Source organism: Oscillospiraceae bacterium CM (assembly GCA_022870705.1).
Taxonomy (GTDB): Bacteria; Bacillota; Clostridia; order Oscillospirales; family Oscillospiraceae; genus Sporobacter.
On sequence record CP072107.1, the window covers coordinates 1,115,104 to 1,141,836 of the forward strand.

Below are 26,733 nucleotides of genomic sequence, written 5' to 3' on the forward strand. Positions count from 1 at the left end.
TAATTCAGTGCGCGCCGTGATGATGGTGGTGTTCACCGCCGCAGCCGTGCTCTGAGCAGGTGTGCGCTTGGCTGTGACCGCCGTGATGCTCCCCATGGTGATTGCAGGTGATCTCGCTGTTATAGGCAAGCGCGCCCGCCAGAAAAGCTTCAACGGCCTTGTCCGCGTCACCGGAGACGCCGCCCAGAAGACGAATGTTCGCGTCGCTGAGGGCAGTTTTGGCACCGCCGCCGATACCGCCGCAGATGAGGGTGTCAACGTTCAGGTTCTTTAAGATGGCCGCCAGCGAGCCGTGGCCGCTGCCGTTGGTGTTGACAGTCGTCGCCGCCTGAACGCGGCCGTCATCGATATCATAGATTTTAAAGCGCTCCGCGTGCCCGAAATGCTGAAAAACGAGTCCGTTTTCGTATGTTACCGCAACCCTCACATCATTTCCTCGCTTTCTATGAAGTTAATGATATCATCGAGCCAGTCGCCTTCAAACTGCTCAATCGTCCCCGCGTCGCACGCCTCTGCCAGCTTTGGGTCGATCGGCAGGCGAGCCGTCACCGGGATTTGATATTTTTCGGCAGACGCCTCCACGCGGCTCTCACCAAAGATCGAGAAGCTTTTACCGCAATCAGGACAGGTGACGCTGCTCATGTTCTCAACAAGCCCGAAGACGGGGATTTTCATCATCCGCGCCATGTTGCCAGCTTTTTCAACAATCATGCCGACGAGCTCCTGCGGTGTGGTGACGATCACAATGCCGTCAACCGGGATCGACTGGAAGACCGTCAGCGGTACGTCGCCCGTGCCGGGCGGCATGTCAATAAACATCAAATCAACGTCGCCCCAGATGACGTCTTTCCAAAACTGCTTGACCATCCCGGCGATGACAGGGCCGCGCCAGACGACGGGGTCCGTCTCATTTTGGGTTAAAAGGTTCAGTGACATCACGGCAATGTCTGTTTTTGTTTTAACGGGTTGAATGCCCAGCTCGCTGCCAGTGGCTTTTTCTGAAAGGCCAAACGCTTTGGGGATGGAAGGCCCCGTGATATCGGCGTCAAGGACAGCCGTTTTAAACCCGTCACGCCGAGCCAGAACGGCCAGCATAGACGTGACAAGCGACTTGCCGACACCGCCCTTGCCGCTGACAATGCCAATGACTTTTTTAATGTGACTGAGTTCGTGGGGCTGCTCCCTGAAATCTGTTTGTTCTTCCGTTCTGTCAGAACAATCACTCCCGCAGGAGGTACAGCTGCTGCTGCACGTTTCACTCATTTTACTTCATCTCCCAAATGACAATTATTTTTGTGACAATGACGGCAAGAGCAAGGTGGCGACGATTCGTCACATAAAACGTAGTCACCGCCGCTGATGGATAGCTCTAAGCCGCTGACAAGGCATTGTGCCAATTTTAGACGCGCGCTGCCGTAAATTGCCTGTGCCGTCGTTCTCGCCACACCCATTTGTCCGGCGCAGTCTTCCTGACTGAGCCCTTCAAGGTCAATCAGCCGGATCGATTCAAATTCGTCCACCGTCATCACAACACGCGCGCACTGTTCCGACGCACCGTTAAGCGGCCCGAAGCTGAGGCTCTGGGGCATACAGCAGACGCGCCGACATTTTTTCGGACGCGGCATCCTATCACCTCACACCATCGAATTCATGGCATATGCCGGATACTAGCCGCATCATAACAGAGATATCGGCATATGTCAATAATAATATTCATATTACGCAAACATTTTATAAACATCGTCGACATGAACGACAAGGCTTCGCCCAAAGGCGAGCATTTCAAGGCCGAGTTGTTTGCGCTCCGGCGTGAATGAAGCCGTCGTTTCAATCGGAACAATACAGTTGTAATTGCGTGAGAACGCGGCGCTGCACGTTTCTAGGACACAGACATCGGTGGCGGCGCCGACGATAACGAGGTTTTTGATGCCATGCTTTTGAAGCAGGCCGTCCAGGTCTGTATTGAAAAAGGCGTTCCATCTGTTTTTAACAATGAGGACTTCGCCGTCACGCGGCGCCAGCGGCGGGATGATTTCGGCATCAGCCGTCCCTTTAACAAAATGGCGGTGCTTTTTGACCTCAAATCGCGCGTCCAGCATCGGCCAGTCGCTGAAATCCGCCTCATATTCCGTTTTTACGTTGACGACGAGCATCCCGTTCGCGTTGAAAAAGTCTTTGAGCGCGATCATCGGCGTGACAATGTCTTCCTGGCGGGTGACATCGACATTGAGCATTTTAACAAGTGACCCGTCGGGCGCGCCGCCGCCGTACTGCATATCGACAACAATGAGCGCCGTTTCTTTTTGAATGAGCAAAATAAACACTCCAATCTTTTTTTAAGGCACCTTTCGTTCAGTGCGCCTGTCAAGATGCCCATTATTATATATCAATGAGCTGTGATTTAGAAGACCGCTGAGTAAATCCACCGCTTTGGAAGACACCCCCCTATGTATTTATTGCGCAACATGTTAAAATGAATCATGCAAAAGTAAGCATTGATGCAGGAGGGCAACCAATGGCGGAACTAAAAGATTGCTTTTGGGCGTATCAGACGGCCGATATCCTCTCAGACCTTCAAACAGAAAAAAACGGCCTGACAAGTGAGGAGGCTGCGGCAAGACTTAAGCTGGTTGGCGCAAACGTCCTCAAAGAAAAGCGAAACACAAACGCCCTGTCGCTTCTGCTGTCGCAATTTAAAAGCCCGATTCTTATTATTCTATTTTTTGCTGTTGCTCTATCCATTTTCTTAAAAGACACAGCCGACGCACTCATCATTCTGGCAATCGTTTTAATAAGCAGCCTACTTGGCTTTTGGCAGGAATACGGGGCGGACAATTCGGTGAAAAAGTTGCTGGCCTTAGTGCAGATCAGATCACTGATACGCCGCGACGGCCGGGATGTGGACATCGGTGTTGAGGACATCGTCCCCGGCGATATTGTGCTTCTGAAAGCGGGAGACCTTGTCCCCGCAGATTGCCTGCTGATTGAGGATAACGCGCTGTTTGTCGACGAGGCAACGCTGACAGGGGAAACATACCCCGTTGAAAAACAGGTCGCTCTTCTCCCGGCGGAGACCGTTCTCTCCGAACGGAAGAATTGCCTGTGGATGGGGACGCACGTTATCAGCGGTACCGGCAGCGCCGTCATCGTCAAAACGGGCAAAGAGACGGAATACGGAAAAATATCAGAACGTCTGAAGCTGCGCCCCATGGAGACGGAATTCGAACGCGGCGTCAGGCGCTTCGGGTATTTGCTGATGGAGATCACGCTTATCCTCGTGTTTGCTATTTTTGCGATTAACATCATTTTAAAAAGACCGCCGCTCGACGCCTTTCTTTTCTCACTCGCCCTTGCCGTCGGTCTAACGCCACAGCTGCTCCCCGCGATCATCAGCATCAACCTTGCGCACGGCGCGAAGATGATGGCGGCGGTCAAAGTGATTGTCAAGCGTTTAGCGGCAATCGAAAATTTTGGCAGTATGGACATCCTCTGTTCCGATAAAACCGGCACGCTCACGGAGGGGATGGTCCGCCTCAACGCACCGTATGGCATCGACGGCATTGAATATAACAAGGTGCTTTATTATGCGTATCTCAACGCTTCTTTTGAGTCGGGCTTCAATAACCCGATAGACGCGGCGATCCGATCACACCAGCCGTTTGATATAGCCGGATATGAAAAGCTTGAAGAGGAGCCGTATGATTTTATCCGCAAGCGTCTGAGCATTCTTCTGGCAGACCAGATGGGACGGCAGCTCGTTGTGACAAAAGGCGCCTTTCAAAATATTCTTGATGTCTGCACAAAAGCGGAGACGGCCGATGGCAGTATTGTCGACATTGAAGCGGTCAGAAGCGCAATTGAAAAACATTTTGCGGCGTTTTCAAGCAAAGGCTACCGGACGCTGGGCGTCGCATATAAAACGGGTGTTGAGACGCTTCACGAGAATGAGCACGAGCACGACATGACCTTTCTCGGCTTTTTAACTTTTTTTGATCCGCTTAAAGAAGACATCCGCGAGACAATCGGGCATCTGCGGGAGCTCGGTGTCGGCCTCAAAATCATCACGGGCGACAATCACCTCGTTGCCGCGACAGTTGTGTCACAGATTGGCATCGGCGGCGACCTTTTAACGGGGTCAGACCTGCGCCAGATGAGTGACGATGCGCTGATACAAAAAGCGCCGACGGTGTCAATCTTTGCCGAGGTTGAACCGAATCAGAAAGAGCGCATCATTTTAGCGCTCAAAAAAGCCGGTTATGTCGTTGGATATATGGGTGACGGCATTAACGATGCCTCGGCGCTGCACGCTTCTGACGTCAGCATATCGGTGGACAGCGCGGCGGACGCGGCCAAGGAGGCCGCTGATATCGTCCTGCTCGAAAAAGACCTGCGGGTGCTTTTAAGTGGTGTCAAGGCAGGGCGCGTCACGTTTGCCAACACGCTCAAATACGTCTTTATGGCGACGAGCGCCAATTTCGGCAACATGTTCAGCATGGCGGGCGCGTCGCTATTTCTGCCGTTTCTCCCGCTGCTGCCGAAGCAAATTCTGCTCACAAATCTGATGACGGATATTCCGGAGATGACGATTGCCTCCGATGATGTTGACAGCGAACTGATCAGTAAACCGCGGCGCTGGGATATCCGATTTATCCGCCGCTTCATGGTAACATTTGGCCTAATCAGTTCAATATTTGACTATGTCACCTTTGCGCTTCTTTGGTTCTTCCTGCACGCGACAGACACGTCGTTTAGAACGGGATGGTTCATCGAATCGGTCGTTTCAGCCGCGATCATTGTCCTGATTGTCCGGACGAGAAAACCGTTTTTCAAAAGCAGACCGTCCGGCGCTCTGACGTTGGCCGTGTTGCTCATCGCTCTTATCGCAGTCGCTATACCTTATACACCGCTTGCCGGGCTCTTTGGATTTATTCCAATGCAGCCGTGGGTTTTACTTGTTATCGGCTGTATTGTTGCACTTTATATTGCATCGGTTGAATCAATCAAGAAAATCTTTTACCGTCGCGTGTGACAAGATTGACGAAAGGGAACATCTCTTTTTCGTCCAGTGATGGCTACTGTTCAGACTTCCCAGCTGTCTCAAAAAGACAGCCTGTATCATATGCTGTATGGGAAGGAGAATAAAATGGCATCGATTAAAGGTATTGATACAAGCACCCCAATTTTAGAAACGACGGCGGCAGCGTTATATACGACGGGATACCGCTTCGTCTGCCGTTATCTCGTTCCGGACAGTTATCCGAAGCATTTATCATACGGCGAAGCAGAACGCCTGACGGCTGCGGGGCTGTCTATCGTATCCGTTTTTGAAACGAGCGCTAAAAGAGCGCGCGGCGGCGGAAAAAACGGTTCGGCGGACGGTTTGCTGGCACTGGAAGCGGCACGGGCGGTAAAAATGCCGGAAGACAACGCTATTATTTTTGCCGTTGATTTTCAGGCAACCGCTAAAGATATGGTAGCCATTGAAGCCTATTTAAGAGCAGCAAAAGAAGCAATCGCGCCCTATAAAGTTGGCGTCTATGGAAGCTTTGATGTCATCGAGGAGATGGCACAACGCGCCGTGTGCGACTGCTTTTGGCAGACGTATGCCTGGTCTGGTGGTAAGAAGTCAGCACGTGCCGACATCTATCAGTATCAAAATGGTCAGACAGCTGCCGGGATATCCGTCGACTTCAATGAGGCTTATAACGAAAAAGGTCTGTGGCGATTGCCTTTTGCTCAGGATGAAAATTTGCCGACGACGGTCGGCGCGGCGCGCAAGGCGCTGACGGAAATCTCCAAAACAGGCGCGGCGCACAGTCCATGGGCGGATGCGGCTGTTGAAAAGCTCACAAAAGCAGGGATCATCAGTGGAGATGGGAACGGCAATTTCGGTTGGGAGCAGTGCATGACACGGGAAGCCGTCGCCACAGCGCTGTACAACACGCTGGAGAAGCTCGGATTGCTTGACAAACTCTCATAATCGGAACAGTATCAAAAAATCGCGGGTTATTGCCCCGCGATTTTTTTGCCTTTAGGGGCGTACAGGCAATTTTTCGGTGCACACAAAATATAATCACTCAGACCGATAAAGGGGGCGTTGGTGATGCGTTTTGGAATTGCGTTGTCCGGCGGTGGCACACGTGGCGCGGCACACGTTGGCGTTCTGTGTGCCTTGGAGGAGGCCGGGCTTTTGCCGACGTCTGTCGCCGGAACGAGCGCCGGCAGCCTTGTCGCCGGGCTGTATGCGTTAGGCTATACGCCGAGCAGCATGAAGGAGATTATTTTAAAACTCAGTAAATCGGGCCCGTCACTCATGGACGCGGATTATTTTGGGATTCTCCGATCTGTTGTGCAGCTGTTTCGCAAGAAGCGCATGACATTTTCAGGTTTTATTAAAGGCGATAAGCTGGAGAAGTATTTGGAGGGGTTAGCTGGCGGCAAAAAAATGACAGACCTTCGCATGATAACTGTCATCGCAGCCGTTGACCTCTTCAGCAGGAAGACAATTGCCTATACAAATAATAGGGCCAAGGCTGTACAAATGCCAAACGTCATCTGGAAATCAGACGTTCAAATCAGCGCGGCTATGCGAGCCTCCTGTGCTGTTCCCGCCGTCTTTCAGCCGAAGAAGCTGGACGGGATGCTCCTTGTTGACGGCGGCGTGACAGATATAGTACCGGTTGACCTGCTCATTGCGGCCGGAGAAAAAAACGTTCTGGGCGTTGATGTGAACACAGCCACCCCCATGAAGGCAGACGGCAACATTCTTGATGTCTGCAACCAGTCCTTATCCATCCTGATGAGCTGCCTGAGCGGCTACAGGACGAGCGGCGAAAAGCTCTCCTTAGTCCCACTCCTGCCGGATACGGCCGGTCTTCTGACGTTTGAGCAGATGACGGCTTGCCTTGACGCGGGCTATGAGTCGGCGAAAAAAATGGTGCCTGAAATTCGGCGTGTGTTTTCATAAAAAAGCCCCGCCCGTTCAGGGCGAGGCTGTCAGAGCCGTCATCGCCTCATCAAGACTGTGTTTAAAAAACACGAGACGGCCTTTGTTGCACTCATAAATAAAATCTTTGAGGCTTTGGCTTGTATATTGTGAAAAATCGCCGACGATGGCAAGCTTCATCCGGTAATTTGAAAATTTCTGCAAGACGTCACCGGCGAAGCCTGTTTTTAAGTCAAAAAATGCCTCCGGCAGGCTTTCCTTGAGTAGGACAAGACCGGCGCATTCAGACCCATAAGTCGCCGTCGCAAGCAAATCAAGGACATCTGAAATAGTGCCTATGTGCGACGCGGTATCACAGACGGCGATTGAAATTCCGTTATTTTCGAGCGTTTTCACGGCGATACCTCCTTTTGAAGAAATGGTATGAAATAGTCGGATGCGTTTAAGATTATATGTCCTGTATTCGGAAGCAGATGAACTTCTGCATGCGGGAGGTTTTCGCTGATTCTACGAGCCGCCCCGGGTGCGTCAAGCAGAATGTCGTTCTCACCGCCAATGAACAAAACGGGCATCACTAGCCGTCTAAGCTGGTCATCTGTGAATACCGGCAGTATGGCCGTGATCGGGTTATACGACGCGAGGATAAGGTTCATGAAATCGACGACCTCTTTCGGCAGCGCCGCGTCGCCGATAACGGCTTCATCCATCGTCAGCGTTTCGTTTCGTGCTCTGGCACTGTCAGCTTTTATCGTGTATTCATGGTTCTGTCCTGACAGGCCGCCCGGTGCAATCAGAATAAGGCGCGAGACGCGCGCCGGATACGCTGTGGCAAATTTCAGAGCCAACCAGCCGCCGAGAGAGCTGCCGAGCATGACGGCGCTTTCAACGCTGAGCGCATCAAAAATGTCCTTAAGCCAGAGTGTAAAGGCATCTGATTCGAGGTTCGGTCTGAATTCAGCGCTGTTTCCAGCCTCTCCAAGGAGATCAACGGCATAGACACGGTAATCTTGAGACAACGCGATGATTTCTTGAGACATAAAAACGCTGTTGGAGCACGACCCATGGAACACGAAGACAGGCGGTGCCGTCTCGCGACCCGCTGTCAATATAAAGGTCCGGCCGAAGGCTGTGTCCACATATTGGTGCCCGAAAGGGAAACGGTTGAGAACACCGTTGTACACGGTGCGGAAGGCGTCGCGCGCTTCCGGCGATTTGAAAACGCTTGTCGCCATATTAATCATTCCTCCCGTCTTCCTCCGTCAAATAGGCAACGGACGCCATGATGGCGGCCATAAATCGCACGCCGCCCCAAAGCGATAAACGGACCTTGCTCTCTTCGACGATATACTGAGACTGGAGAGACGAGTGACCGTACTCCGGTGGCTTAGAGATGGAGGCTGCCGTTAAGGCGTTCATGATACGAACGGCGTCCTCTTTGCCGCGGACAGCGATGTCAATGACGGCGGAAGCCGTGACGGACAGAGCCGGCGAGGCGTTTTGGTCATCACTGTACGGCATGATAAGGCCGTTTTCAGTAAAGCGGCTGAGGTCATGCCCCGTGATCCGCCAGCTTTTGCCGAGCTTGACGGCGCGGAGCTTACCCTCTCTGATATAGCGCTGAATCGTCTTTGGATGGATGTTCAGCATTTCCGATACGTGTTCGACGGTATAATATGTTTCGTTCATAATATTAAAGCTCCTTAATAGTCTTTATAAGTAATAATAAGTAATAATAGGGAATGTGTCAAGAGAAATATTTCTGGACGAGCCGAGTGTTTCGGTTTATACTGTCAGAAACCCTGGACGTCTGCAAAAGACATATCATTTTTATGGAGGATCGGAATGGACAGATTTGAAAACGTCGCTGTGATTAAAAAGGCGAATATATATTTTGACGGAAAGGTGACGAGCCGGACCGTTGTGTTTCAGGACGGCAGCAAAAAAACGCTCGGTATCATGCTCCCTGGGACGTATGAATTTGGGACGGCAGATAAAGAGGTGATGGAAATCCTCGGCGGGCGGCTGCAAGTTGAGCTGCCCGGAAAGAACATCTGGGAGAGCTTTACGGCGGGTGAGGCCTTCGAGGTGGCAGCCAACAGTAAATTCAAACTGATTGTTGAGGAAACGGCCGACTATTGCTGTTCGTATATAGAGGCATAAAAAAATCCCGGCCTTGTGGCCGGGATTTTTTATTTGCTTCAAGGGGCGATTACCGCCATCACGGCATTATAGACCGTCTGAAAGGAAACGCCGTGGCGGTCGGCGCAGGCGCGGACGTCTTCATACTCCGGTTTTGATTTCGTCACACCGTAACCGCCGCCGGTTTTGACAAGGACGCTGCCATAAGGCGTCTCGACCGTTTCAAGCGTTACGTCGAGAACATCACGCCGCCGCGTCATCAAACGGACGCCGAACGTCGTCGTCTGTTCAAGAATCGCCTGCGTCAAAATATCCTTCTCCTCCGGACGGCACAAACAGGTGAGCAGGACGGCAGGGCGGTTTTTTTTCATAAAAATCGGTGTCGTAAACACATCCAGCGCGCCGTTGTCCATGAGATAAGTCGTTGCATAACCAAGCGCTTCCGGCGTCATATCGTCAAGATTGCAGGAGATTTCAACGACAGTGTCGGTTGAAGCCGTCCTGTCGCTTAAAAAGGCACGCAGGCAGTTGGGGCGGTCAAAATCCTTCGTCCCCATACCGCAGCCAATTTTTGAAACAGCCATCGGTTCCATCTCGCCAAACCGCGAGACAAAATGGCGCAGCAGCGCCGCGCCAGTCGGCGTGCACAACTCAGCCTTGATACTGCCGCCGTAAATCGGAATATCCTTCAAGAGCGCCGCCGTCGCCGGTGCCGGGACGGGCAGAACGCCGTGCGCGCAGCGGATAAAGCCGGCGCCGACATGGACAGGGGAGGCAGTCACGGTCATAGGGCCGAGCATGTGGAATAAAAGGCAGCAGCCAACGATGTCGGCAACGGCGTCAAGCGAGCCGACTTCGTGAAAGGAAAGCGCCTCAAGCGGCTCGTTGTGAACGGCGCTTTCAGTCTCGCCGAGCAGGCGGTAAACGTCGAGCGCCTGTGTTTTAACGTTTTCGGCAAGGTCAAGGCCCAGAATCAGTGTGCAGATGTCAGTATATGAGTAGTGCCGATGCGGTGCCGGTGCACCGCTGTCGTCTTGTTTTTTCACCGGCTGATTTTTGTGCTTGTGAGACGCGTGGCTGCTGTCCGATACCGGATCGGGCATGTCCTCGCTTGTCTCCTCAACACCATTGACTATAACGCGAATTTTTGTCCCATCAAGGCCACATTTTGTCATCGGTTCGGCTGTGACGGAAACGCCCGGCAGGCCAAGGCTGTTCATACGCTGCAAAAAAAGGGACTGCTCAGGGAGCAGCTCAAATAATGCCCCCATCAGCATGTCGCCGGAAGCGCCCATCTGGCAGTCTAAAAAGAGCTTCACGCGGATTCCTCCCCGATATGGTTAATGAGGCTGGCAAGATACCCAGCACCAAAGCCGTTGTCGATGTTGACGACGCTGACGTTACCGGCGCAGGAGTTGAGCATGGATAAAAGCGCGGCAAGACCGTTAAAGCTGGCCCCATAGCCAACGCTTGTCGGAACGGCGATGACAGGGCAGGCGACAAGCCCGCCGACAACGGTTGCCAAAGCGCCCTCCATCCCGGCAACGGCAATAATAACCTTCGCCGTCATGAGGCCTTCAAGCCGCCCGAGCAGGCGGTGTAATCCCGCTACGCCGACGTCGAACACACGCTCAACGCGGTTGCCAAAAACCTCGGCCGTTTTGGCGGCTTCTTCTGCAACGGGCAAATCGCTCGTCCCGGCGGCGACGATGGTAACGGTGCCGCGTGTTGACGGTTTCGGCGACGTGCCGTGAACAGCAAGGCGCGAGATGTTGTCATAGTCAATCGGCAGAAGCTGCGCGAGGTCTGCGGCTTTTTCCGGTGTCAGTCTTGTGATTAAAACGGCATTGCTGCCGCTCTTTTTGATGGCGGCGGCAATACCGGCAATTTGTTCAGGTGTTTTGCCCGCACCGTAAATAACCTCTGGGATACCGTGGCGAAGACGCCTGTGGTGATCAACCGTTGCATAGCCAAGGTCTTCAAACGGTGCCATTTTCAGCTTTAACAGCGCCTCCTCCGGCGAAGTGACGCCGTTTTGAACGGCGTTTAACAGGGCCAGGAGCTTGTCTTGTTCCACAAAATCCTCCTTTTGGTTTAGGCGGGTCAATATGTGTCGGGCGTCTGAAACTCTGTTTTTCTGGGCAGCAGGTCGAGAAAAACAGCGTCAAAATACGGATACAGCGTGTCAAGTATTTTTCGCCGCTTATCAAAGGCTGTGCGGAACTGCTCCTCCGGAAGCTGAATGCGGGCAGCGCCCGAAAAGAAGCGGATACGGAAATCGGAAAAGCCGAGCACATGCAGCGCCTCTTCCGCTTTGGAGACGGTGTCGATACAGTCGGCTTTGATCTCGGTGCCGGTCGGTATGCGCGTTGCCAGGCAGGCATAGGACGGCTTGTCATGCGTATACAAGCCCGCCGCGCGGGAAAGGCTGCGGATCTCCGCTTTCGTCATGTCATACTCGCGCAGCGGGGAGCGAACGCCAAGCTCAATCAGCGCCTGCATCCCGGCGCGGTCTCCCGCGTCGTCGGAGGCGTTCGTGCCGTCGCAGACGACGGTGTAACCGTCACGGTGCGCGAGCTCCAAAATGCGTGAAAAAATGGCTTTTTTACAATGATAGCAGCGGTCCGGCGAATTGGCCGCCACATCCGGATTTTTAAGAATTTCGATCGTCTCAACCGTCATGGGGGCGGACAGCATATAAGCCATGCGCCGCGCGTCGTCAAGCTCAAACTGCGGCTGAAAAATAGACTTGATGAAATACGCCTTCACGTCGCAGCCATATTCCTTGGCGGCGGAAAGCAGATACGTCGAGTCAACGCCGCCGGAATAGGCGAGCGCAAACCGCGGATTTTCAGCAAAAAAAGCGTCGAGTTTCATTTGTGTCTCCTGTCGTGTGATGCGCGCCTATAAACGCGTCGCCTCTAAAAATGAAAAACCCTTAAAAAGCCGTGTGAGCAGCCTTTCAAGGATTTTATCGCCAGCGCGTCGTCAGCTTCATGAGCATCGAATCCTTTTCGTTTTCGTTACCCAAATTGTAGCATATTTCCTGCCATGCTGTCAATTTACAAACTTAGAATTCAACGCCGCGCCGGGCTTTGATGCCATTGTCAAACGGATGCTTGTGCTTGACCATTTCGGTGACATAGTCCGCAGCGGCCATAATTTTTTCGTCCGGACGGTGGCCGGTGATGACGAGCTCCAAAGATGACGGCTTGTTGAAAACAAGCTCCAAGAAAAGCGCTTCATCAAGCAGGCCGAGCTGATACGCGTCCAACGCTTCGTCCAGAATCAGCAGATCAACGCCGCCCGCCTCGACGAGCGACAGCGCCTTCATTAGATGATCGTTTTGAATTCTTTTTGTTTCAGTAAGCTCGTCAGGCGTCATATCGCGAACAAACTTTTTCGCTGCCGTCCCGCGCAGGACGGTGACGCCCGGCAGAATTTTCAGATTGCAGAGTTCACCGGTGTTAGCGTCTTTTAAAAATTGGACGATGACAACATTCTTGCCGCAGCCGCTGGCTCGCAGCGCCAGACCGAGCGCTGCTGTTGTCTTTCCTTTGCCGTAACCGTAATAAACATGCGTCAGACCTTTAGACATTTTGATCACCTTTAAATTGATTTGGTAAGAGCGTTTCGAAATATTCAACGCGCATCAGGTGCGGCGCATCGTGCCAGCTGCCTTCGTCAAGCACAGCCCGATAGCCGCAGGCAGGGGGGACGCGCCAGTCAAAATACGCGCGTGGCGGCTCGGCATAGCGGCTTAATATGGCCATCAGCGTTCCGCCGTGGGCGGCAATCACAAGCTGAGACGCGCCGTGCTCAATGGCCTCTTGGACAATCGTGTCAAACGCGCGACAGGTACGATTTGAAAATTCGTCGAGCTGCTCGCCGTTCGGGCAGCGGTCTGTGCAGCCGCTGTCTACCCAACGGCGGTAGTCGGCGTCTTCGGCCATTTCATCAGCTGTGCGGCCTTCAAAATCGCCGAAGTCCATTTCTCGAAGGTCGGCGCAGATGATGAATTCGGCGTTTGGAAATTTTATGTGTGCCGTCTCTACAGCGCGGCGCATTGGACTAACATAAACGTTTTGGACGTCGGGCAGAATGCCGGTTGACGTGGCAAAGACGGCTCCCTCTGGGCTGAGCGGCTCATCCGTCATACCGACATAGCGCTTTTCCTGATTACTTTTCGTCGCGCCGTGCCGTAAAAAAACAACGTCCATAATAAAGCACCTTTCAGCCTTTAATCACAGCCGGAATACCGCAGCAGACACGGACGACCTTCTCCGCCTGAGACGCCAGCTCAACGCACAGGCGGCCTGTCGCCTCGCGGGCAAAGCGCTCTGCCCTGTCAACGGGGACAATACCGCTGCCGACCTCGTTGCAGATCACAACCTTTTTCTCAAGCAGCACCGGCAGAAGGTCCATATACGCACCTTGACGCGCCGTTACAAGATTCTGCAGATTATAGACGACTGGTTTGTCGTCAATGACGGCGTCTGCCATCTCCGCGTCGGTAAAGCCAAGCGTTTTCACATAACCGCGTTTTCCGCCGCCGAGACCGCCAATAACAAATATCACGTTTAAACCACCTTTTCGACAATGACAATAGAAGCCAGCATAGCCAGCTCACAAAGCTGGAGGAAAAAACCGGCCAAATCACCGCTCATGCCGCCGAACTGGCGCCGCGACATAACAATTAGATAGATGAAGCAGATAAAAGCGGCAAGAAGCATCACGACGCCGGTGAGGGGCGCCGTCAGCAGCAGCCAGACGGCAGCGCCGGCGAAAATAAAACCCAGAATAATCACGGAAACCGTCTTGTCGGCCGAATCCTTAAAGGAACTGAGCAGCCCTTTGTCTGCGTTTGCATTGAGCAGGAGAACAGAAAGACCGGACAGGCAGCGGCAGAGGACATAGATCAGCCCGAGGAGCATCGGCGTAATCGGTGTGACGAGCAGTTCAGACGCGATGCCGATATAGAAAACGATATAGGACAAAGCGCCGATGACGGCAAAAGCCCCGGCACGGGGGTCTTTGAGAATTTCACGTTTACGCACGGGCGGCGCGTGGGAGGCCAGGGCATCCATCGTGTCGCACAGGCCGTCCAAATGGATGCCGCCGGTGACGGCGACTGGGACGAGCGCGAGCCCGACGGCCCGGAGCAGAACACCAAAATCAAGCGCCTGACAGACAGCGAGCCAAGCCCAGACAAAAAGACCGACGACAGCGCCGATGAAGGGGAACATCGCAAGCATGTAGCGCATGTTGTCGTCATGCCATTTGAGAGTCGGCATAGGCAGGCGGGAAAACATTGAAAATGAAAATAGAAATGAGCGGATAAAACTCATAGGGCGGCCTCCCGAAGCGGCAGCGGAATCCCGCAGACGAGCTCATAAATACACGCGCATCGCGCGGCGATAACGTTGTTGACGGCTGCCAGCGCCTCGATATAGCGCGCTGTTTCGGGGTCGTAGGAAACGCCGTCGGAAAAAACGTCGTTTGTGACGATGACGAGGTTTTCGCACTGCTGTTCAAGCGCCAGAACGCCCGCCAAAACAGCTTCAACCGTCCTATCACCGGCGCCGCCGACGGCAAAAAGCTCGTTGGCGGTGAGGTTGCCCAGGCATTCCAGCAAAACAGTGCCGCGCTCTGGTAGGCGCAGACCGGCAAGGCTCGTGTAGCGCTCCTTCGTTGTGAAGCCTTTTTCAGCACGCATTGTCCGGTGCTTTTCAATACGCAGGAGGTCTTCTTTATCAAAGGGCATCATCGTTGCGACATAATAACGCGGCAATGGCAGGGATATGGCCAGGGATTCGGCGTATTCGCTTTTGCCGCTGGCAGCGCCGCCGATGACGAGTGTAAGCATTATAACCCTCCCTGTGGCGTGTAAGCATCCATGCCGATGTCGGAAAAAGATGACGAGCCGTGATAAACGGCCAGCGCGAGGTCAAGAAGAGGCAAAAGGGCCACGGCGCCCGTCCCCTCGCCGAGGCGCATTTCGCCGTGAATAATCGGCTGAAGAGACAGGGCCTCTAAGAGCATTTTACCTGCTGGCTCGTCGGAGACGTGGCTGGCCACCATCGCGTCAACCGCTTTCGGGCACAGGCGATGGGCCAACAGCGCACTAACAGCGCTGATGATGCCGTCTACAATAATAGGCATCTTGTATAAAGCCCCGCCGAGGAAAATGCCGGTCATCCCGGCTATATCGAACCCGCCGAGCTTTGAGAGGACGTCCAGCGCGTCAAATGGGTCTGGATTATTGACGGCAACAGCCTTCTCAATGACGGCCTTTTTCCGCGCCAGTGCCTCGTCGGAGAGGCCGGCACCGCGCCCGGTGACGGCAGCAGACGGCTTTTGCAGCAGCACCGACGCGACGGCGCTTGATGTCGTCGTATTACCGATCCCCATTTCGCCGGTGGCGATGATCTGATAGCCCTGCTCACGGCACAGGCGGACAAGGTCAATACCGGCCTCTATGGCGGATAGCGCCTCATCGCGCGTCATGGCGGGGCCTGCGGCAATATTGCGCGTCCCGTCGGCAATGCGGCGGTCGAGCAGCAGGGGGCTTGCAAAGCGCTCGGCCATGCCCATATCAACGGCAATGACGTCCGCGTGCGCGGCCTCAGCCATGCGGCAAACGGATGTCTGCTTTTTCGTCAGGTTCTCTGCGACTAGCCGCGTAATCTCGCTGCCGGACTGCGACACACCCTCGCATACAACACCGTTGTCGGCACAGAGGACGAGGACGGCGCGCTTGTTGATAAAAACATCGGCACTGCCCGTAATTCCAGCCAGGCGAACAATAACCTTTTCAAGCAGGCCAAGGCTGCCAAGCGGCTTGGCGATCCCGTCCCAGCGCTGTTGCGCCTGCGCCATTGCTTCACGGCTGGCACCTGTTATATCTTGATTGAGGCTTAAAATATCCATGGTGTATCCTTATCTGGCGTCGAAATAGGGCTAATAAAAAACTCTCCGGTGACGGAGAGTGTCGCGCAAAAGCACGCCCGCGCCGGCCCGGCTTCCCCGGCATGTCGATTTTTTCACCATTTTATCGGCAGCGTGCTGTTTTGTCAAGTGCTGTCGGCCTTTGCGGCCTTTCACAGCGTTTATTGACAAGGATGGCGAATCATGCTAACGTTATCATGTTTTGAGGTGATAAAGTGGCTTTACACACCGGCGACCTTCAAGGCCGCCTTTATCTGTCGACGCTGGCTGACGACGCGCCGATAACGGCGCGCGAAAACGGGTTCGGTCTAGAGATTGCTGAATTCTGCACGGCGTCGAATATGGACGCTGATTTTGCGCTGTGGGACGGTGTTGTCCGCGAGAAAATCAGCGGCGTCGACCGCCGCGTTTTGCATGCGCCGTTTAACGAGCTGTGCCCGTCTGCCATCGACCCGCTTGTGCTTGACGTCGCCAAAAGACGCTACGAGCAGGCGGTCAAGCTGGCACGCTGCTACGGCATCAATCGGATTGTCGTCCACTCCGGATACATACCGCTTGTGTATTTTAAAGAGTATTTCGTTGAGCGCTCCGTCACGTTTTGGCGCGACTTTTTAAAAGATAAGCCGAGCGATTTATGTCTTGTCCTTGAAAATGTTCTGGAGGATTCTCCCCAGCAGCTTATGGACATCGTGCGCTCGGTTGACGACAAGCGGCTTCGCCTGTGCATTGACGTCGGTCACGCCAATATCATGCGCCGGGACATGACGCTTGAAGCGTGGACGCGAGCCGTGCTGCCATACCTCGGCCACGCGCACCTGCACAACAACGCAGGCACCTGGGACGACCATGCCGGTCTGGACGATGGCGTCATCGACATGGAGACCATCATACGCATCATCGCCGAAGGTCAGAAAGACGCGACGCTGACGCTTGAAACGCGCGAGGCCGCGTCATCTGTCGCATGGCTGCGCGAGAAAGGGTTTTTACAGTGAAATTCGAGTGCCACGGTCACATCATAGCAGACGGGGTCAGCTACGCCGACGCGATGCGCCGCCATAAAAACGGCGTTGACGAGGCGTACGTCCGAGAAAATTTAAAGACGGTTGTCGGCAGCGGCATTGGTTTTTACCGCGACGGGGGAGACAAGTACATGGTTTCCGCGTTTGCCAAGCAGATTGCGCCGGAATATGGCCTTGATTACCGCACGCCGATTTATATCACACACATGAAGGGGTATTACGGCGGGATGTACGGCGTCGCCTTCGAGACGATGGCGGAATTCAAAGAGCTTGTCCTGCGGGCGAAGGCGCTGTCGGCCGACTTTATCAAAATCACCGTCACCGGTATGCTGGATTTTAACGACCGCGGTGCGATTATGGGCCCTATCTTACCGACATCGGTGCTGCGTGAGGCCGTCAACATCGCCAAGGGCGAGGGTTTTGCTGTCATGGCCCACTGCAACGGCGCCGAAAACATGAAAAACGCCATGGAGGCGGGCGTTTCCAGTATTGAACACGGCTTCTGGCCGGACAGGTCGGTTATCGACTGGTTTTTGCAAACAAAAGCCGTCTGGGTACCAACGGCCGTTACGGCTTATAACCTCATCGGTGACGGTCGGTATGACGGTGTCGTGATGAAAAATGTGCATGAGGCGCAGAAAGCGGTATTAACTGAGGCTTATCAAAAAGGCGTCTTGATTGCCTCCGGCAGCGACTGCGGGGCGTACCGCGTCTTGCAGGGGTCGGGCACACTCGATGAATACGCTCTTCTGGCAGAGATGGGCATTGACCCCGCGCGCGGGAATGCGGCGATTGCCGAGCGCTTTCAAAGAAGCTAGCACTCTTAAAAAATCAGCCCGCCCGGCATATCATGCCGGGCGGGCTTTCTCGTCGCTAGATTTTATATTTTTTGATTTCGTTATAGAGGCTTGCCGACTGGGCGTACAGTTCCTCGCTGATTGAAGCGCTTTCTTCTGCTGTCGCCGTATTGTTCTGGACAACGGAAGAGATGGCGTTTAACCGCTGCTTTATTTCAAGAATAGCCGACGCCTGCTCGTTGGAGGCTGCTGTTATGTCGGCATTCATCTCTTGCGCGAGTGTCGCTTTCTCTTCAACAGTATTTAAGGTGTCTGCCGTTGCATTGGCAAGCTTTGTCCCTTGGCGGATGGTGTTAATCGTATTTGATATTAATTCATCCGTTTGCTTGGCGGCGTCGGCACTGCGGGACGCCAGCATACGCACCTCATCGGCAACGACGGAGAAGCCTTTCCCGGCGGCACCGGCACGCGCCGCTTCTACGGCGGCGTTTAGAGCGAGGATATTTGTTTGGAAGGATATATCATCAATGATTTTAATAATGCTCGAGATTTTTTCCGATGATGTATTTATGGCGCCCATCGCCTGCAGCAGCTGTTTCATAAAGCTGTTGCTCTCCGAAACGCTCGAAGCGGCTTCATTCATGTATTCGGTTGCTCGGCCACCGTTTTCGGCGTTTCTGTACGCCTTGTCGGCAACATTCGTGACGGATTCGAATAGCTCGTCAATCGCGCCGGACTGCTCTGTTGCCCCGCGGGAGAGCGCTTGTGACCCGTCGGAGAGGTGCTGCGCCCCAGCAGAGACTTGTTCGGCAATGGCGCTGATATTGGAAACGGTGCCGTGCAGCTGCATGACGAGCTTGGAGACAATCTCCATAATCTTTTTGTAGATACCCTGATGCGCTGTGGCGTCAACACGAATGCAGAGGTTATTCGTATCGACAACGGCTTCCAAAGAGGCGGTATCGCGGGCGATGCGTTCAATCGATCCGACGGCTTTCTCCATGGAACGCGCGAGGGATCCAATTTCATTCTGACTGCGGACAGAGGCAAGGCTTACTGTGACGGCCGGGTCAATACTGCCGGTCTCAATGGCTTGCGCAGCCTGCACGACTGTGCAGAGCGGCCGTTTGATCTTTCTGTCGACGAGGAAAAAGGCAATTACGTCAAAAACGATCACAAGCGCCAGGGCGCCAAGGATGATGCTGCGCAGGTTGGACGCGTACGACTGCTCAATGTCCGTAACCTTCGCGCCAGAAAAGAGAACGCCCAGAACTGTTGACCCGTCGGCGGCGAAAATCGGCTGATATGCCGTCACATAGTTTTCACCGAGGATCGCTGCTTTGCCAATATAGGATCGCTTGTTCGTAATTACGACGTCTGTGACAGCGGCGCTGAGTTTCGTGCCGATGACGCGCTTACCGTTTTGCATGATTGTCGTATTAATACGGACGTCACCGGAAAAAATCGTATAGTCGTTATTGGAGACCGTTTTTAATTGATCCAGAAACGTCGTGTCCGTCAGCGGAAACGCCACGGAGACCGTGCCAATAACAGCGCCGCTGTTGTCGGTAACGGGCGCGGCGGAAACGACAGACAAGCCAAGGGTTTTGTCGGAGAGGACACCGGAAAAAGGTTCGCCGACGAGCGCCGCTTTGATATCGGCCTGGTCGGCAAGCGAATCGCCCGATGCGTCGGCACCCTGTAAGCGGACGAGAACAGCGCCGTATCGATCTGTGACGGTCACACAGGCGTTTTGGAGCGCGCTGGAAAAGGCGGAAGCCCTCTGCGTGACGGCTGCGGCGTCACCGTATAACACAGCGCTGACGAGCTGACCGTCCGAAGCGATGACGACGGAAGTTTTTTTACTGCTGTCAGCCATATCGCTTATTTCATGACTCAAAAGAGATAATGAAGACTGAACTTCCGACTGTTTGATGGAACCGACAACATCATACATCGAACGGATTGACAAGACGGCCGTCAAAGCAACGGAAGCAAAAATTAAAACGGATATAAAAATGAGCATTTGAATGCTGAGCTTATCGAGGTGAAATTTTTTTAACATCGTCGTCATCCCTTTTTGCTTGGTGTAAAATCTGATCTAACATCTTTATCGGACATATTTATAATTTCGTTAAAAAAAAAACAATCCGCATGAGCGGATTGTTAAAAGTCTTGCTGCGCGCCAGTTTGACAAGGTCCGGCGCGTTTGATAAACTTCTATTAATTTAATTGAAAGGATCATGCCAATGGACCGTTTCGTGCCGTTTGAAAAAATGTCAAAGCGACAAAAACGGGAACAGCTCGCCCGAAAGCGCAGGACATGGGGCGCCCTGAACCCTGTCACCAGGCGGCCGGAAAATCCAAAAGCATATAACAGGCCCAAAGCAAAACGCCGCGATAAAGAATCGAAAAACGAGTCGTTCGGTGATTAATGCTGGTACATTGTTAAGCGGCAGCTAGAACAGACCCCCGTCACCGGTGAAAACAGCCGCTGCCGCTGACCCGGGGGTGAGGCGTGAGATCATAACTGTTGCCTCGGCGCGCGTTGCAATTTTTTCCGGTCGGAAGCTGCCGTCCGGATAGCCGAACAAAATGCCGTTTTGACGCAGCGTTTCAATCGCATTATACGACTCCGGGTTTGACGTTTGCGAGACGTCTGAAAACGCGTTATTGCCATCTGAAACGTCGGTTTTTGCTTGATACGACGTAGCGTTTTTGAGCATGACGGCCAGTTCCTCGCGCGTAACAGTCCTGTCGGGGTCAAAAAGATTATTACCGATGCCGTCTGCAATGTGGTATTGGCGCGCTGTCTCGATGTAAGGTTCCGCCCAGGAACCGACACAATCATCAAACCGCAGCGCCGGGTCGGAGACAAGCTCAATGCCAAGGCGCTTGACGATCATGGCAACGGCCTGCGCGCGCGTGAGCGGTGCATCCGGTGAAAAACGCGTATCGCTGATACCGTCCGCCCAGCCGTCTAAATATGCCTCCAGAATATCGTCTTTTGCCCAGTTTTTTTCGATATCGCCAAACGTGCAGCTGTTGAGCCAGAGCTTATAATAATCCCAGGTACTGTCCGACTCTTCACCGAGTGCCCAGCTGCCTGTGCCTTTGATATCGTATTTTGTGACGAGCGAGAGCTTTTCTTTAATCGACTGCTCGCCCTCGTACCAGATGGTATATGTCCCGGCGGCAAGCGACTGACCACCCACGACAGGCTTTTTTGCATTTTGGCTGACCGTAAAAACAGCTTTTGTTGACCGGCTGGCAGGGTCAACAGTCACAGTGCCCCCATAGCTGTTAACGAGCTGGGCGATTTTCGCGTTTGTGATGCCGGTGCCGTTTGGATAACCACCGTTGTTCGACCAGATACGACCGTAGAAGGGGAGGCCCAGAACGACCTTTTCCTTCGGAATCACGCTGACGGCGTATTTGATTGACTTTTCGACAAAGGACAGGCTGGATACAGGACCGGCGGGACCGCCGCAATAGTGCTCGTCATATGCCATAATCATGAGATAATCGCTGTATTCGGCAAGCCGGGCATAGTCGTATGACCCCTGCCAGCCCGTTGAAATACCCCAAGGGTTCGCGGCGACGGACACGGCGATTGATTTTCCTTCCGGGAGCGCCGCGCGCAGAAGCTGAACAAATTCGACAAAGTCGTCACGGTCGGATGATGTCAGATTTTCAATGTCGATATTCACACCGTCAAGGCCGTACGTGATAACGGCGTCGGCAAGGGCTTGTGCCAGCGCCTGCCTGTTTTTCATGGCAGCACGGCCAACAGAGCGCGACCAATCATTCGTCAGATAGGGGACGACCGAAATGCCGCGCTTGTGCATGTCACTGATAAATGAAGCGCTGACGGCCGACGTTAAGGCAAGGCTTCCGTTTTTATTCAGCGAAAAATAATTCGGCGCGACCTCGTTGAGACTGTTTTGCGTCTTGTCAACGAGACCTGTGTAAGATTTCCCGAAGAATATGTATGACATATTGAATTTATAGTCGGCAGCCTGCGTCCGAACCTCCGTCAGCATTGACAGAAAGATGAGCGCACACAGCAGAATAAGACCTGATTTAATTGAGGCTTTCAACGTTGCATTCCTCCAAAAGCGCATGTTCCGTCCTCGTGGGACAAGTACAGTCTATCGGCTCTTCTGTGAGAAAGCAGTCGGAAAATGACAGGAAATACAAAAATTAGTTTCAGGCGGACAACTGATAACATGTAAAAAACGTCGACCTGCGCTTGTTATGTATGAAAAATCCAATCCTCGGCATATTATAGAATTGCTTATTATGGGGGGAGAGCCATGCTGTTCTTTGTGCAATATCATCTGGCTTCGCTTTTTATCGGCGTACTGCTTGTTGGGGCTGTGGTCGGTGTCATCATTTGGCTTCTTCGGCGAAAAAAGCGAGGGATCAGCAACTGCTCCTGCAGTTGCAGTGGCTGCCAGTATTCGGACGCTTGCGCAAAAAAGCACCAAAAATGACAAATACTTGTCCCGGGCAACACGCAATATTAGCTAATCATAACGAAATTTCACTGTTTTAAACAATAAATTGAAAAATTGTGAGAAAAATTGAGAAAAGAAGCTTGACAATATATCTTGGCTGTGTTAACTTTAAATTAAACATAGTGAATTGGTATATAATTTAATAGTTCAAGCGATAAATGGCAAACCTGTTGAAAAGCAGGGACGCAAAGCTGAGGGTCTAAGGTCGTATGACTATGACAGCCGGTTGCCGAACTTGAAGGATATCTGATCTTCAGCCTCCTTCCCGAGATTCGGTGAAGGGGGTTTTTGCCTTCTGACAGCGTCCTGCAAAATCAAGTTTGAAGGGGATTAAGTATGTCGAAGGAGATACTAAAGAAACAAATGCTGGAGCGCTATCGGCAAGGGAAAAGCGTTGAAGAGATTTGCTGTGAGTATAACGTTCCAAAATCAACTTTTTACAGATGGATTCGAAAATCACGCACAGATAGCCCGTGTATTTCCGATGACGATATTCGTATCATTGTCACACGTCTGGAAGAGCTGGAAGAAGAGGTTACAACGTATAAAAAAGTTCTTCAATTGCTTAAAAAAGCAGAAAATTTGTGATAAGTTGGTCAAGCTTGCATAAACTTTGTTAAACGCTTGTCTGACCAGACTGAGGTGAAAAATGATGAAGATTAACGACTCATTAAGAAAAATCATGACGTTTGCCGCAGATGCTTTAAGCGTTGTATTCGGAAGCGTTTTGTGTACGGTCTTATACCATCCCGAGGCGTCGGTGACGGAGAACTTCTTGTCAATTCGTGCGTTTCTTCTGATGGTTATTATCACAATGGGGCTTTTCAGCATCATTTTGAGAACGTATAACGATCCGATCTTTGAAAACTTTTCATTAAGTGTCTTGTTTTCATCGGGGACTTTTTTAGTGGCGTTGGCTCTTGCGCTTGTGTTTCACCTGCTCGTTTATGGCCAGAGCTTTGATGTGATCTACCTCATCAACATTCTTGTTTACTCGATCTTTTTCCTCGGGACATACAGGCTCGCGCTGTTATTTCTCAGGCGCGCCGTTAATGTTATTTCTAACTTCAGCCGCTCGTCAACGATGCAGCGCGTGATCATCATGGGCGCCGGGGACGCCGGTAAATATCTGGCGGACCTTCTTCGAAACGATAAGTCAAAAAACATGTACCCCGTCGCTTTTATTGACGACAATCCCGCCAAGGCGGGTAAAATGTTCAAAGGCCTCCGGGTCGTTGGCGGGCGGGCGCTTATCCCATACGCTGCCGAAAAATACAAGGCGGATACGATTATCATCGCTATCCCGTTTGTGGACAATTCAACGATCCGTGATATTTTCAGGCTCTGCAGCGAGGCCAACTTCAACGTCAAACGCTTTGGCAATATGACAACGTTCACGGCCGACGGCCTCTCAAAGGCAACGATCAACGAAATCCACGTTGAAGACCTTTTGGGGCGTGATGTCGTCAAGCTTGACTTGGAAAGTGTGAGCGCCTATGTCACCGGCAAAACCGTTCTTGTGTCCGGCGGCGCTGGCTCTATCGGCTTCGAACTAGTCAACCAAATATTGAATTACAACGCGCGCCTCGTTGTCATTTTCGATATCAATGAAAACAAGCTGTTTGAAGCGGACGTTGAGCTGAGAAAAAAATACCCGAAAACGCAGTTTGTAACGGCAATCGGTTCCATCCAGGACCGGGCACGCCTGCGTGAGGTCTTTGACCTGTACAAGCCGTCTATCGTTTTTCATGCTGCCGCGCATAAACATGTGCCGATGATGGAGCTCAACCCGCAAGAAGCGCTGAAAAACAATGTTATGGGAACGCTTTACATGGTTGAAATGGCCATTAAGCATCAGGTGGATAAGTTTATTCTGATTTCAACCGACAAAGCCGTGAATCCGACAAATATTATGGGCGCGACAAAGCGCGTTGCTGAAATGCTGATTCAGCGGGCGAACAGCTGGGGGACAACGCGATTTTCAGCGGTTCGTTTCGGCAACGTCCTTGGCAGCAACGGCAGTGTCGTCCCGCTGTTTAAAAAGCAGATTTCAGAAGGCGGCCCGGTGACGGTGACCGATAAAAATATCAAACGTTATTTTATGACGATTCCGGAAGCCGTCCAGCTCGTCCTGGAGACCGGCGCGCTGGCGAAGGGCGGGGAAATCTTCGTGCTTGACATGGGAGAGCCCGTTAGCATCTATGAGCTTGCCAAATCAATGATTCGCCTATCCGGACTCAAGCCGGATATAGATATTAAAATTGAATTTACAGGGCTGCGGCCCGGCGAAAAGCTTTTTGAAGAGTTGAGTCTCTCGGATGAAATCGTCTCAAAAACAGAAAACCAGCGCATATACATTCTGAAGGCCAACGGCAGCCCGCCGATCATATTCGAGGCTGAATTTGATAAGCTGTGCCAGTCCATCGATAACAGGGATTTTGGCTCGGCGATTAAAAAAGTTGGTATTCTCGTTCCGACCTTTAAAAAGCAGGAAGTCGCTGTCACACGTGGCTGAACGGACTATATATCTTGCAGACAAAGGCCCCTTTTATAGGGGCCTTTGTCCGGCAATAGACAGTTATTGTCATGCATCCTTATTTATGAAACGGGGCGTTTACATGAAAAAAAAACTAGGGTCCTTTCTCGTCGCCTGCTTGGTATTCGTGTCATTATCTGCCTGCAAATCAGGCGGTCTGATGCTTACATATGCAACGCCACCGGATGGTTCGGTCAACCCGATATCGTCCCCTTATCCGACGGGTGATACTGCGGCAACGGCCGGGGAAGAGACCGCGTCGCCGCTCCCGGCTGACACTGATGCGCCGTCAGCCTCCTCGAATTCAAAGCCGACATCGACGCCGGGTGACAGTGGCCCGACGGGGAGCATTTTCAGCGTTGTGGTCGGCACTGTCCGGTTGACGCTTCAGGAGCAGATTCCCGAGGCTACGCTAAATAAAATTCCATTAAAGCGCCTCGCCGACAAGACAGAAGTTTTGGGTGAGGGGAACGACACCTTTACCGGTTCGTCTGTGCGAACGGTTCAGTACAGTGGCCTAAAGCTCCTGCTCTTTGCGCCGAAGGATGACATCACAACGTTCTGGCTCATGCAGATTCAGGTGACCGACAAGACCATTGCGGCATTCGCTGCTCTGCACGTTGGCGACACGCTCAATACGGTGTTGAAGGTCTTCCCGGAAGCCGAAAAAGCAGAAAATCAAAGTGGGTCCGATATTTACCGCTACAGTGAGGAGTATGATGAGCTGGCATTTACAATAGTTGGCAATAAAGTCACAGAAATGACGTTGACGTATTACATGCCTTAGTCATATATAAACATCAAAAAGGAGGCATAAGGCCTCTTTTTTGATTAAAATCGGTAAATAATGAGAAAATATTGAAAATATGCTTGAAATAATTAATATACTGTCATATAATACTATCGAACGTTAATATAAAGGAGCCGTCATATGGATTCGGATTTAAGGGCACGAATCAAGGAAGTCGCCGTCGAACATTTCAACAGAGACGGCTATCACGGCGCAACGATTCGCAATATTGCGAAAGATGCCAATTGCTCCCTGCCGATGGTCTATTACTATTTCAGCAGCAAAAAAGAGCTTTTTCACGAGATTATAAAAAAAGACTATTTTGAACTGCTCAACAGGCATTCCAGACAAATCAAAGAAAATAATATTGTCGAGTATTACACAAAATACGTTTACACCCTCAACCAGCTCGATAGCTACGATAAAAAGGTTTTTCGCCTTGGCGTAAAAGTAAGCTTATCATTCGACGGCGACGAGGAACTGTCAGAAATTATGGATGAGTGGGAAAAATCTCTCATCCCGTGGCATTTCCAGCTTGTGATGCCGCACCTTGGTGATGTTGAAAACTGGATTGTCATCATCCGAACGCTGATTCATCTGCTGGACAATTTGATTGAAACAATTGTCGTCAAAAACCGCTATATTTCTGAAGAAGCTATCCGCGAGGACTTATGCATTATTCTCGATAAAGGGGCATAAAAAAAGCCGTCTGACCGGCTGAAAAGGGGAAAAGGTATGGAAACAAAAACGATGAAACACGCTTTTGACAGCATCTGCACAACATCAAGCGTTGACCCGTCCCTGCGTGACGTCAATAGAAAAATTCTTGAAACCGGCTTTATGGTGGTTTCGGCGGCAAATGATTTACCAGTGCCGGCTGAAAACGTACCAACCGATGGCGACAATCAGCTAACGTCAAGCGCCGTATTTCGCTCGCTTATTAATGCCGGCAGCTGCGCCAACGCAACGTCGTCCTTTCATGAAGGTTATCTGACGCTTCTGCATCAGGGTATTTATCTCAGGGGCTGCCTCGGCTGA

The 26,733-nt window shown here is 52.2% G+C and carries 30 protein-coding genes and 1 riboswitch; of the genes, 12 read left to right on the plus strand and 18 right to left on the minus strand.

Annotation, left to right across the window (positions count from 1 at the left end):
• Nucleotides 1-4: 4 nt before the first annotated feature.
• From IZU99_05575 to IZU99_05590, 4 genes are all read right to left on the minus strand, one after another.
• Nucleotides 5-427, minus strand: coding sequence for a NifB/NifX family molybdenum-iron cluster-binding protein (locus IZU99_05575; GenBank protein ID UOO36763.1), 423 nt, complete (start codon nt 425-427; stop codon nt 5-7).
• Complete coding sequence (locus tag IZU99_05580; GenBank protein UOO36764.1) at nt 424-1,263, minus strand: Mrp/NBP35 family ATP-binding protein; 840 nt, start codon at nt 1,261-1,263, stop codon at nt 424-426. The genes IZU99_05575 and IZU99_05580 overlap by 4 nt, the downstream gene beginning before the upstream one ends.
• Nucleotides 1,260-1,625 (minus strand): DUF134 domain-containing protein, encoded by a 366-nt coding sequence (locus IZU99_05585; GenBank protein UOO36765.1) that lies wholly within the window; start codon nt 1,623-1,625, stop codon nt 1,260-1,262. Before IZU99_05585 ends, IZU99_05580 begins: the two co-directional genes overlap by 4 nt.
• 93 nt (nt 1,626-1,718) lie before the next feature.
• Nucleotides 1,719-2,315 (minus strand): cysteine hydrolase, encoded by a 597-nt coding sequence (locus tag IZU99_05590; GenBank protein UOO36766.1) that lies wholly within the window; start codon nt 2,313-2,315, stop codon nt 1,719-1,721.
• A 200-nt stretch (nt 2,316-2,515) separates the two neighbouring features.
• Between IZU99_05590 and mgtA the strand changes: the two genes are divergently transcribed.
• From mgtA to IZU99_05605, 3 genes are all read left to right on the plus strand, one after another.
• Nucleotides 2,516-5,029, plus strand: coding sequence for a magnesium-translocating P-type ATPase (mgtA, locus tag IZU99_05595; protein UOO36767.1), 2,514 nt, complete (start codon nt 2,516-2,518; stop codon nt 5,027-5,029).
• Between the two features lie 114 nt (nt 5,030-5,143).
• A complete protein-coding gene (locus tag IZU99_05600) occupies nt 5,144-5,980 on the plus strand; it encodes a DUF1906 domain-containing protein (protein UOO36768.1) in 837 nt (278 codons plus the stop codon).
• Between the two features lie 123 nt (nt 5,981-6,103).
• On the plus strand, nt 6,104-6,967 hold the full coding sequence (locus IZU99_05605) for a patatin-like phospholipase family protein (GenBank protein UOO36769.1): 864 nt from the start codon (nt 6,104-6,106) through the stop codon (nt 6,965-6,967).
• Nucleotides 6,968-6,982: 15 nt separating this feature from the next.
• On the opposite strand, the gene IZU99_05610 is transcribed toward IZU99_05605, so the two are convergent.
• Genes IZU99_05610 through IZU99_05620 form a run of 3 tightly spaced genes read right to left on the minus strand, consistent with a single transcriptional unit; the run spans nt 6,983 to nt 8,632 of the window.
• Entirely contained in the window at nt 6,983-7,348 is a 366-nt protein-coding gene (locus IZU99_05610; protein UOO38760.1) for a DUF4180 domain-containing protein, read from the minus strand.
• Nucleotides 7,339-8,178, minus strand: a complete 840-nt coding sequence (locus tag IZU99_05615) for an alpha/beta hydrolase (protein ID UOO36770.1) — start codon at nt 8,176-8,178, stop codon at nt 7,339-7,341. The genes IZU99_05610 and IZU99_05615 overlap by 10 nt, the downstream gene beginning before the upstream one ends.
• Before the next feature lies 1 nt (nt 8,179).
• Nucleotides 8,180-8,632: a helix-turn-helix domain-containing protein gene (locus IZU99_05620; protein UOO36771.1), complete on the minus strand. Its 453-nt coding sequence runs from the start codon at nt 8,630-8,632 to the stop codon at nt 8,180-8,182.
• A gap of 156 nt (nt 8,633-8,788) precedes the next feature.
• Here IZU99_05620 and IZU99_05625 point away from each other — a divergent pair, with 156 nt between their 5' ends.
• Nucleotides 8,789-9,106, plus strand: coding sequence for a pyrimidine/purine nucleoside phosphorylase (locus IZU99_05625; protein ID UOO36772.1), 318 nt, complete (start codon nt 8,789-8,791; stop codon nt 9,104-9,106).
• Nucleotides 9,107-9,144: 38 nt separating this feature from the next.
• On the opposite strand, the gene larC is transcribed toward IZU99_05625, so the two are convergent.
• From larC to cobT, 9 genes are all read right to left on the minus strand, one after another.
• Nucleotides 9,145-10,380 carry a nickel pincer cofactor biosynthesis protein LarC gene (gene larC / locus IZU99_05630; GenBank protein ID UOO38761.1) on the minus strand — a complete coding sequence of 412 codons (1,236 nt, stop codon included), beginning with the start codon at nt 10,378-10,380 and terminating at the stop codon, nt 9,145-9,147.
• Nucleotides 10,381-10,400: 20 nt separating this feature from the next.
• Complete coding sequence (gene larB / locus IZU99_05635; GenBank protein UOO38762.1) at nt 10,401-11,078, minus strand: nickel pincer cofactor biosynthesis protein LarB; 678 nt, start codon at nt 11,076-11,078, stop codon at nt 10,401-10,403.
• A 110-nt stretch (nt 11,079-11,188) separates the two neighbouring features.
• Nucleotides 11,189-11,962: an ATP-dependent sacrificial sulfur transferase LarE gene (gene larE, locus IZU99_05640; GenBank protein ID UOO36773.1), complete on the minus strand. Its 774-nt coding sequence runs from the start codon at nt 11,960-11,962 to the stop codon at nt 11,189-11,191.
• A 193-nt stretch (nt 11,963-12,155) separates the two neighbouring features.
• On the minus strand, nt 12,156-12,683 hold the full coding sequence (locus tag IZU99_05645) for a cob(I)yrinic acid a,c-diamide adenosyltransferase (protein ID UOO36774.1): 528 nt from the start codon (nt 12,681-12,683) through the stop codon (nt 12,156-12,158).
• A complete protein-coding gene (locus IZU99_05650) occupies nt 12,676-13,305 on the minus strand; it encodes a histidine phosphatase family protein (GenBank protein ID UOO36775.1) in 630 nt (209 codons plus the stop codon). Before IZU99_05650 ends, IZU99_05645 begins: the two co-directional genes overlap by 8 nt.
• A gap of 13 nt (nt 13,306-13,318) precedes the next feature.
• Nucleotides 13,319-13,588 carry a bifunctional adenosylcobinamide kinase/adenosylcobinamide-phosphate guanylyltransferase gene (locus tag IZU99_05655; protein ID UOO38763.1) on the minus strand — a complete coding sequence of 90 codons (270 nt, stop codon included), beginning with the start codon at nt 13,586-13,588 and terminating at the stop codon, nt 13,319-13,321.
• A 77-nt stretch (nt 13,589-13,665) separates the two neighbouring features.
• Complete coding sequence (locus IZU99_05660) at nt 13,666-14,433, minus strand: adenosylcobinamide-GDP ribazoletransferase (protein ID UOO36776.1); 768 nt, start codon at nt 14,431-14,433, stop codon at nt 13,666-13,668.
• Nucleotides 14,430-14,951, minus strand: coding sequence for a bifunctional adenosylcobinamide kinase/adenosylcobinamide-phosphate guanylyltransferase (locus IZU99_05665; protein ID UOO36777.1), 522 nt, complete (start codon nt 14,949-14,951; stop codon nt 14,430-14,432). Before IZU99_05665 ends, IZU99_05660 begins: the two co-directional genes overlap by 4 nt.
• Entirely contained in the window at nt 14,951-16,015 is a 1,065-nt protein-coding gene (cobT, locus tag IZU99_05670; protein ID UOO36778.1) for a nicotinate-nucleotide--dimethylbenzimidazole phosphoribosyltransferase, read from the minus strand. The genes IZU99_05665 and cobT overlap by 1 nt, the downstream gene beginning before the upstream one ends.
• Before the next feature lie 233 nt (nt 16,016-16,248).
• Between cobT and IZU99_05675 the strand changes: the two genes are divergently transcribed.
• Together IZU99_05675 and IZU99_05680 are read left to right on the plus strand one after the other, a co-directional pair.
• Nucleotides 16,249-17,025: a sugar phosphate isomerase/epimerase gene (locus tag IZU99_05675; GenBank protein UOO36779.1), complete on the plus strand. Its 777-nt coding sequence runs from the start codon at nt 16,249-16,251 to the stop codon at nt 17,023-17,025.
• Nucleotides 17,022-17,870 carry an amidohydrolase family protein gene (locus tag IZU99_05680; GenBank protein UOO36780.1) on the plus strand — a complete coding sequence of 283 codons (849 nt, stop codon included), beginning with the start codon at nt 17,022-17,024 and terminating at the stop codon, nt 17,868-17,870. Before IZU99_05675 ends, IZU99_05680 begins: the two co-directional genes overlap by 4 nt.
• 55 nt (nt 17,871-17,925) lie before the next feature.
• Here IZU99_05680 and IZU99_05685 read toward each other — a convergent pair whose 3' ends face one another.
• Both IZU99_05685 and IZU99_05690 read right to left on the minus strand, forming a co-directional pair.
• On the minus strand, nt 17,926-19,914 hold the full coding sequence (locus tag IZU99_05685; GenBank protein ID UOO36781.1) for a cache domain-containing protein: 1,989 nt from the start codon (nt 19,912-19,914) through the stop codon (nt 17,926-17,928).
• 394 nt (nt 19,915-20,308) lie between these two features.
• Entirely contained in the window at nt 20,309-21,949 is a 1,641-nt protein-coding gene (locus IZU99_05690) for an S-layer homology domain-containing protein (GenBank protein ID UOO36782.1), read from the minus strand.
• 216 nt (nt 21,950-22,165) lie between these two features.
• Between IZU99_05690 and IZU99_05695 the strand changes: the two genes are divergently transcribed.
• The 6 genes from IZU99_05695 (at nt 22,166) to IZU99_05720 (ending at nt 26,733) form a co-directional block, all read left to right on the plus strand.
• Entirely contained in the window at nt 22,166-22,345 is a 180-nt protein-coding gene (locus IZU99_05695; GenBank protein ID UOO36783.1) for a FeoB-associated Cys-rich membrane protein, read from the plus strand.
• A 174-nt stretch (nt 22,346-22,519) separates the two neighbouring features.
• A riboswitch (cyclic di-GMP riboswitch) is annotated at nt 22,520-22,603 on the plus strand.
• Nucleotides 22,604-22,705: 102 nt separating this feature from the next.
• Entirely contained in the window at nt 22,706-22,957 is a 252-nt protein-coding gene (locus IZU99_05700; protein UOO36784.1) for a helix-turn-helix domain-containing protein, read from the plus strand.
• A gap of 61 nt (nt 22,958-23,018) precedes the next feature.
• Entirely contained in the window at nt 23,019-24,884 is a 1,866-nt protein-coding gene (locus IZU99_05705) for a polysaccharide biosynthesis protein (protein ID UOO36785.1), read from the plus strand.
• 103 nt (nt 24,885-24,987) lie between these two features.
• On the plus strand, nt 24,988-25,692 hold the full coding sequence (locus IZU99_05710; GenBank protein ID UOO36786.1) for a hypothetical protein: 705 nt from the start codon (nt 24,988-24,990) through the stop codon (nt 25,690-25,692).
• Between the two features lie 144 nt (nt 25,693-25,836).
• Nucleotides 25,837-26,394, plus strand: a complete 558-nt coding sequence (locus IZU99_05715) for a TetR/AcrR family transcriptional regulator (GenBank protein UOO36787.1) — start codon at nt 25,837-25,839, stop codon at nt 26,392-26,394.
• Nucleotides 26,395-26,430: 36 nt separating this feature from the next.
• Nucleotides 26,431-26,733 (plus strand): hypothetical protein, encoded by a 303-nt coding sequence (locus IZU99_05720; GenBank protein UOO36788.1) that lies wholly within the window; start codon nt 26,431-26,433, stop codon nt 26,731-26,733.

Coding starts and splice junctions, on each gene's coding strand:
- IZU99_05605 (UOO36769.1), top strand. CDS start 6,104: ATGCGTTTTGGAATTGCGTTGTCCGGCGGTGGCACACGTGGCGCGGCA.
- IZU99_05580 (UOO36764.1), bottom strand. CDS start 1,263: ATGAGTGAAACGTGCAGCAGCAGCTGTACCTCCTGCGGGAGTGATTGT.
- IZU99_05685 (UOO36781.1), bottom strand. CDS start 19,914: ATGTTAAAAAAATTTCACCTCGATAAGCTCAGCATTCAAATGCTCATT.
- IZU99_05625 (UOO36772.1), top strand. CDS start 8,789: ATGGACAGATTTGAAAACGTCGCTGTGATTAAAAAGGCGAATATATAT.
- larE (UOO36773.1), bottom strand. CDS start 11,962: ATGAAACTCGACGCTTTTTTTGCTGAAAATCCGCGGTTTGCGCTCGCC.
- IZU99_05700 (UOO36784.1), top strand. CDS start 22,706: ATGTCGAAGGAGATACTAAAGAAACAAATGCTGGAGCGCTATCGGCAA.
- larC (UOO38761.1), bottom strand. CDS start 10,380: ATGGGCGCTTCCGGCGACATGCTGATGGGGGCATTATTTGAGCTGCTC.
- IZU99_05705 (UOO36785.1), top strand. CDS start 23,019: ATGATGAAGATTAACGACTCATTAAGAAAAATCATGACGTTTGCCGCA.
- IZU99_05710 (UOO36786.1), top strand. CDS start 24,988: ATGAAAAAAAAACTAGGGTCCTTTCTCGTCGCCTGCTTGGTATTCGTG.
- IZU99_05650 (UOO36775.1), bottom strand. CDS start 13,305: ATGGACGTTGTTTTTTTACGGCACGGCGCGACGAAAAGTAATCAGGAA.
- IZU99_05620 (UOO36771.1), bottom strand. CDS start 8,632: ATGAACGAAACATATTATACCGTCGAACACGTATCGGAAATGCTGAAC.
- mgtA (UOO36767.1), top strand. CDS start 2,516: ATGGCGGAACTAAAAGATTGCTTTTGGGCGTATCAGACGGCCGATATC.
- IZU99_05615 (UOO36770.1), bottom strand. CDS start 8,178: ATGGCGACAAGCGTTTTCAAATCGCCGGAAGCGCGCGACGCCTTCCGC.
- IZU99_05600 (UOO36768.1), top strand. CDS start 5,144: ATGGCATCGATTAAAGGTATTGATACAAGCACCCCAATTTTAGAAACG.
- IZU99_05715 (UOO36787.1), top strand. CDS start 25,837: ATGGATTCGGATTTAAGGGCACGAATCAAGGAAGTCGCCGTCGAACAT.
- IZU99_05665 (UOO36777.1), bottom strand. CDS start 14,951: ATGCTTACACTCGTCATCGGCGGCGCTGCCAGCGGCAAAAGCGAATAC.
- larB (UOO38762.1), bottom strand. CDS start 11,078: ATGGCACCGTTTGAAGACCTTGGCTATGCAACGGTTGATCACCACAGG.
- IZU99_05655 (UOO38763.1), bottom strand. CDS start 13,588: ATGGCAGACGCCGTCATTGACGACAAACCAGTCGTCTATAATCTGCAG.
- IZU99_05720 (UOO36788.1), top strand. CDS start 26,431: ATGGAAACAAAAACGATGAAACACGCTTTTGACAGCATCTGCACAACA.
- IZU99_05695 (UOO36783.1), top strand. CDS start 22,166: ATGCTGTTCTTTGTGCAATATCATCTGGCTTCGCTTTTTATCGGCGTA.
- IZU99_05660 (UOO36776.1), bottom strand. CDS start 14,433: ATGAGTTTTATCCGCTCATTTCTATTTTCATTTTCAATGTTTTCCCGC.
- cobT (UOO36778.1), bottom strand. CDS start 16,015: ATGGATATTTTAAGCCTCAATCAAGATATAACAGGTGCCAGCCGTGAA.
- IZU99_05645 (UOO36774.1), bottom strand. CDS start 12,683: ATGTCTAAAGGTCTGACGCATGTTTATTACGGTTACGGCAAAGGAAAG.
- IZU99_05585 (UOO36765.1), bottom strand. CDS start 1,625: ATGCCGCGTCCGAAAAAATGTCGGCGCGTCTGCTGTATGCCCCAGAGC.